This window comes from Brevibacterium picturae, from assembly GCF_030453725.1.
Lineage (GTDB): Bacteria > Actinomycetota > Actinomycetes > Actinomycetales > Brevibacteriaceae > Brevibacterium > Brevibacterium sandarakinum_A.
In genome coordinates this window covers 1-4,344 of sequence record NZ_JAKDJU010000218.1, presented here as the reverse complement: position 1 = coordinate 4,344, position 4,344 = coordinate 1, and the positions used below count along the sequence as shown (strand labels likewise).

Below are 4,344 nucleotides of genomic sequence, written 5' to 3'. Positions count from 1 at the left end.
GACAGGGAAGTCCTTTCCGTGGCTTCACTGCCTCCATCATCCCCGGGTCGATTCAATGATGCAGGCCATCCACGCCACACGTCCCGGTGGACACGTCGGCTACGTCGGCGTCAGTCACGGCGTCGAGCTGGACGGCCTGGACCTGTTCTTCTCCACCGTCAGCCTGCTCGGCGGCCCCGCACCCGTGCGCCGCTTCCTTCCCGAGCTAATCGACCTGATCATGACCGATCAGATCGATCCGGGCATCGTCTTCGACCTCGAGCTCGCGATCGAGGAAGCCGCCGAGGGTTACCGCGCCATGGACGAGCGCCGCGCCACCAAGGTGCTCCTCACCCTCTGAGCCCGGCTCGGGAGATGTCGGGGCCCTGAGCGCCCCGACATCTCCCCCACGATGCCCGCCAGTTCGCCCCGACGCAACCTGCCCGCACCACGCGTCTTCCAGCTGACACCCCGACCATCACAGCCACGACCAATACTCGGTCCCACCCCTCGCGAGGTTCATTCATGGTTGATGCCCCTGCGGCCTCCCGTCCCGGCAGTATCAGCTCCGAGACGGCACCTTCAGAACGCCAACGCCTCCCCCTTGTCGCCTACGTCCTCGCGGTGGGCACCTTCCTCATGCTCACCACCGAGTTCGTCGTCGCCGGTATCCTCCCCGACATCGCCGACGACCTAGAGGTTCCCCTCGCACAGGTCGGATCGTTCATCACCATCTTCGCCGTCGGCATGATCATCGGCGCACCCCTGATGACGATGCTGACCGTCCGGCTCTCCCAGCGCCTCACACTGATCCTGGCGCTGGGGATCTTCGTCGCCGGCCATATCTGGGTCGCGCTGGCCTCCGACGTCGACCAGATCGTGATCGCCCGCTTCCTCACGGGCCTTGCCACCGGCGCGTTCTGGGCCGTCTCAGCCGTCGTCGCGAGCCGCGCCGCCGGCCCCATGATGGGCTCGCGCGCGGTCGGCATCGTGGCCGCCGGGGGCTCACTAGCAACTGTCCTCGGCGTGCCGATCGGAGCGTACGTCGCCCAACTGACCGGTTGGCGTGGGACCTTCTGGGCGCTGGCGATCGGCGCCGCGCTCGTCACCATCCTCGTCCTGCGCTACGTGCCCCGCGACGAACCCGACACCGCGAAGGGCACCTCCCTCATCGCAGACCTCGCCGGGCTCCTCTCGATCCGGCTGTGGCTCGTCCTGCTCGCCTGCGCCACCACCAGCGGCGGGGTCCTCGCGGTCTACTCCTTCATCGCACCCCTTCTCATCGACGGCTCCGGCGTGCCCCCCACCGTCGTCCCCCTGGTGCTCACTGCGTTCGGCATCGGCTCCTTCATCGGCACGCTCGTCGCCGGACGTCTGGGCGACAAGCACCCACACGCCGTCACGATCACCACCCCAGCGGTCTCCACGGCGCTGATGGCCGCGATCTTCTTCTTCTCTGGTTCAGCCTGGGCGATGGTGGCTGTGGTCGCGCTCCTCGGCTTGTTCGGGCTCAGTGCGAACGGCGTGCTCATCCATCTCGCAGTGCGCTTCTCCGGGAGAGCAGCGTCGTTGGGATCCGCATTCAGCGTGGCTGCGTTCAACCTCGGGACCGCCGTCATCACTCCGATCGCGGGAGAGTCCCTGACTTCTCCGCTCGGTCTCGACGGCCCAGCCGCCATCGGCACTGTCGTCATTGCACTTACCCTCATCCCGACCACGATGCTCGCCCTCATCACCCTGCGCCGCACACGGGTGACACCCGAACACAGGCCGGCAGGCACATCGAGCTGACCGGACCCTCCCGGAAGCGGAACTGATGCACACATAGGTATCGCTCCACCGGCGCGAAGGGAGCATCAAACAGGGGTATCCCAGCAGAACAGTTGCGGGAGGGTAATTTACGGCTACTAATAGGGGTGTGACTTCGTCTGCTGAATGGCGGGGTTCTTTCGACGCTCGGTGGCGGCCGCGCCGCCGCACGTCCAGAGCGATGACTCCGGGGCCAGCATTCCGCAAGCCGATGGTCAAATAGGCTGTTCTATGATTGAGGAGCCCACGCGCCAACTGTCAGTATTCGAAGTCGTCTGCACGCATGTCTGAAGTCGCCTGCACGGACGAGTTGGGAGCCAGGGCGCTCTTGCGTCCTTACTGTGCGCCCATGATCGCGAGGTAAGCAGTCGACCTGCCCACGGAGAGCAGCTCGGCAAGCTCACGCTTGCCGTGCTCGTCAGCGGCGTGCAACCTGCGCAAGTTTCTGATGAGTCAACGCGCGGCAAGTTGACGTAGATCACCTGCTTCGATACGTTGCCGGTAGACAGCAAAACAGACCTTAGGGGGAACCATGGAACCGAGTCGCCGTTCACTGATCTTCAGGATCGCTCCCGCCCTAGGAGTGGCTGCAGGGTCTTTAGCAATTCCCAGCATTGCATCTGCGGATGACCCTGGACTTGACGAACAAGGAATCCATGAAGGGATCGATTACATCGAATCCATCCCAGACTCTGCACTTGTGAGCCAAGAGGCCTTCGACAGCTGGAAGCAAGAAAACCCTGTAGTCTCCCCCAGGGGCGCTGTGGGTTGCGGAATCGCGATTACTACCGCATTCGTATCCAATGCTCTCGTTGTGTCAAAGGTCCTGAAGATTAAGGCGGCAATCAAGGCCGCTGGCGGAGCCAAGAAGTTCGCTGACCTCCTCATCACCGGCTTCAAGGTTGCCAAGGCCGAAGGCAAGAGCAATAGTGCGGCTATCAAATTCGCCGCTCAGGAGGCCGCAGCAATCGGGGGGTCGGAGGCCCTGACTGCGATCCTTGAAGTCCTATCCGTTGCTGGTGTCGCGGAGAAGTGCTTTGGAGTTGACCTCTAAGCAATGAGTAACGATCCTCGCGCACAAAGCGGCCATCCTTCGGGGGCAAGCGAGGGTGGAAGCTCAGACACATGGGCGCTTTTATTCCTCGCTCTAGCCCTACTCTCAAACATGATTTTTGACGATCCGCCCGAGCAGTACCTTGGAATAGCATTCGCAGCGATTGCTTTGGGTTTTGCAATCGTTCATATTGTTCGTGCGCACACCAAACGGCGACGATAGATATTTTGGGTGGGATGGCAGTTAGATCGCGGGGCGCTCGACGCGTTGACTTTCCGCAGGATCGCTCCGGCATGGTCAGACCGAACAGGTGGGGTGCCGCTTGAAGAGGCGTAAGCGATTTAGATTAGACCGACCGAGAGTAGGGCCTCACTTCTTTGCCGGCTGGTCTTACTGCTGCACTGATCGACGCGACGTACGCGCCGGTGGGGGCGCGGAGACCTAAGCGAAGTCCCCTAGTCGGGTGACCGTGAGTCAGACCAGACGCCCTTCACCGCCATCCCGGTCCATGGCGATTGATCGTGGCATTCGCGCAGAGACGCGACTGGGTGCTGCGGCCGATGGTGGCCCCTCAAGAACGTAGTCGCGCTGGTGGGCTCTACGGCGATCGCTCGACGATAGATCGGCATCCGTGGACGCCTGGCCAGCGCCACGGCGCCTGCTCTTGATCAAAACCCGCGTCTGGTGGTTCTGCTCCACCCGTTCGATCATTCCTACGACGATGAGGGAACATGAAGACGCACTCTTTTACCCGCAAAACGTGAGGTCGTCGCTGTCCCGCGGCCCGATCTGCTTGGGTGACGTCTCCTCTGGCTTACTTGCCTCGGTGCTGGGACAGGAGTTTGCGTCCGTCCTCGCGGAGTTCGCCGGTGGGTGAGACGTGCCGGTAGAGAGTCTGGCGAGTCACGCCGAGTTCTTGGCAGAGGTCGCCGACGTTGGTGTCGGGCTGGCCCATGGACGCGGCGGCCAGGCGGACCTTGGCAGGCGTCATCTTGAAGGGGCGCCCACCCTTGCGCCCCCGGGCGCGGGCGGAGGCCAGCCCAGCGACGGTGCGTTCGGAGATCAGGGCCCGTTCGTATTCGGACAGGGCGGCGAAGATGCCGAAGATGAGCTTGCCGGAGGCTGTGGTGGTGTCGATGGCTGCGCCCTGTCCCGTGAGGACCTGCAGCCCGACGCCCCGGGCGGTGAGGTCGTGGACGATGTTGACGAGGTGGCGTAGGTTCCGTCCGAGTCGGTCCAGCTTCCACACCACCAGCGTGTCCCCCTCGCGCAGCCCCTTCAGGCAGGCGACCAGCTGAGGCCGGTCATCCTTGGCGCCGGAGGCGTGGTCCTCATACACCCGCTCGGGGTCCACGCGGGCCGCGACCATCGCGTCGTGTTGCAGGTCGGTGGTCTGCGACCCGTCGGCCTTCGAGACCCGTACATACCCGACCAGCATCAGTCTCATCCCCCATCACGTATACGACCGATTACGTGACAACACCAGCTCGTCAGCTCGCTAG

At 63.5% G+C, this 4,344-nt stretch carries 3 protein-coding genes and 1 pseudogene; 3 read left to right on the top strand and 1 reads right to left on the bottom strand.

Annotation, left to right across the window (positions count from 1 at the left end):
- The 3 genes and pseudogenes from L0G76_RS14420 to L0G76_RS14410 all read left to right on the top strand — a co-directional run.
- A pseudogene (locus L0G76_RS14420) lies at window positions 1-340 on the top strand (hypothetical protein); the annotation flags it as partial.
- 164 nt (window positions 341-504) lie between these two features.
- The gene (locus L0G76_RS14415) at window positions 505-1,770 is read left to right on the top strand and encodes an MFS transporter (RefSeq protein WP_304357852.1); all 1,266 of its coding nucleotides are present in this window, start codon (window positions 505-507) and stop codon (window positions 1,768-1,770) included.
- A gap of 550 nt (window positions 1,771-2,320) precedes the next feature.
- On the top strand, window positions 2,321-2,842 hold the full coding sequence (locus L0G76_RS14410; RefSeq protein ID WP_209889831.1) for a hypothetical protein: 522 nt from the start codon (window positions 2,321-2,323) through the stop codon (window positions 2,840-2,842).
- 814 nt (window positions 2,843-3,656) lie between these two features.
- Here L0G76_RS14410 and L0G76_RS14405 read toward each other — a convergent pair.
- Window positions 3,657-4,280 (bottom strand): recombinase family protein, encoded by a 624-nt coding sequence (locus L0G76_RS14405; RefSeq protein ID WP_304357851.1) that lies wholly within the window; start codon window positions 4,278-4,280, stop codon window positions 3,657-3,659.
- Between the last annotated feature and the right edge of the window lie 64 nt (window positions 4,281-4,344).

What these genes read in the sequence shown, in the direction of transcription:
- L0G76_RS14410 (WP_209889831.1), top strand. Translation starts at nt 2,321, where the DNA reads ATGGAACCGAGTCGCCGTTCACTGATCTTCAGGATCGCTCCCGCCCTA.
- L0G76_RS14415 (WP_304357852.1), top strand. Translation starts at nt 505, where the DNA reads ATGGTTGATGCCCCTGCGGCCTCCCGTCCCGGCAGTATCAGCTCCGAG.
- L0G76_RS14405 (WP_304357851.1), bottom strand. Translation starts at nt 4,280, where the DNA reads ATGCTGGTCGGGTATGTACGGGTCTCGAAGGCCGACGGGTCGCAGACC.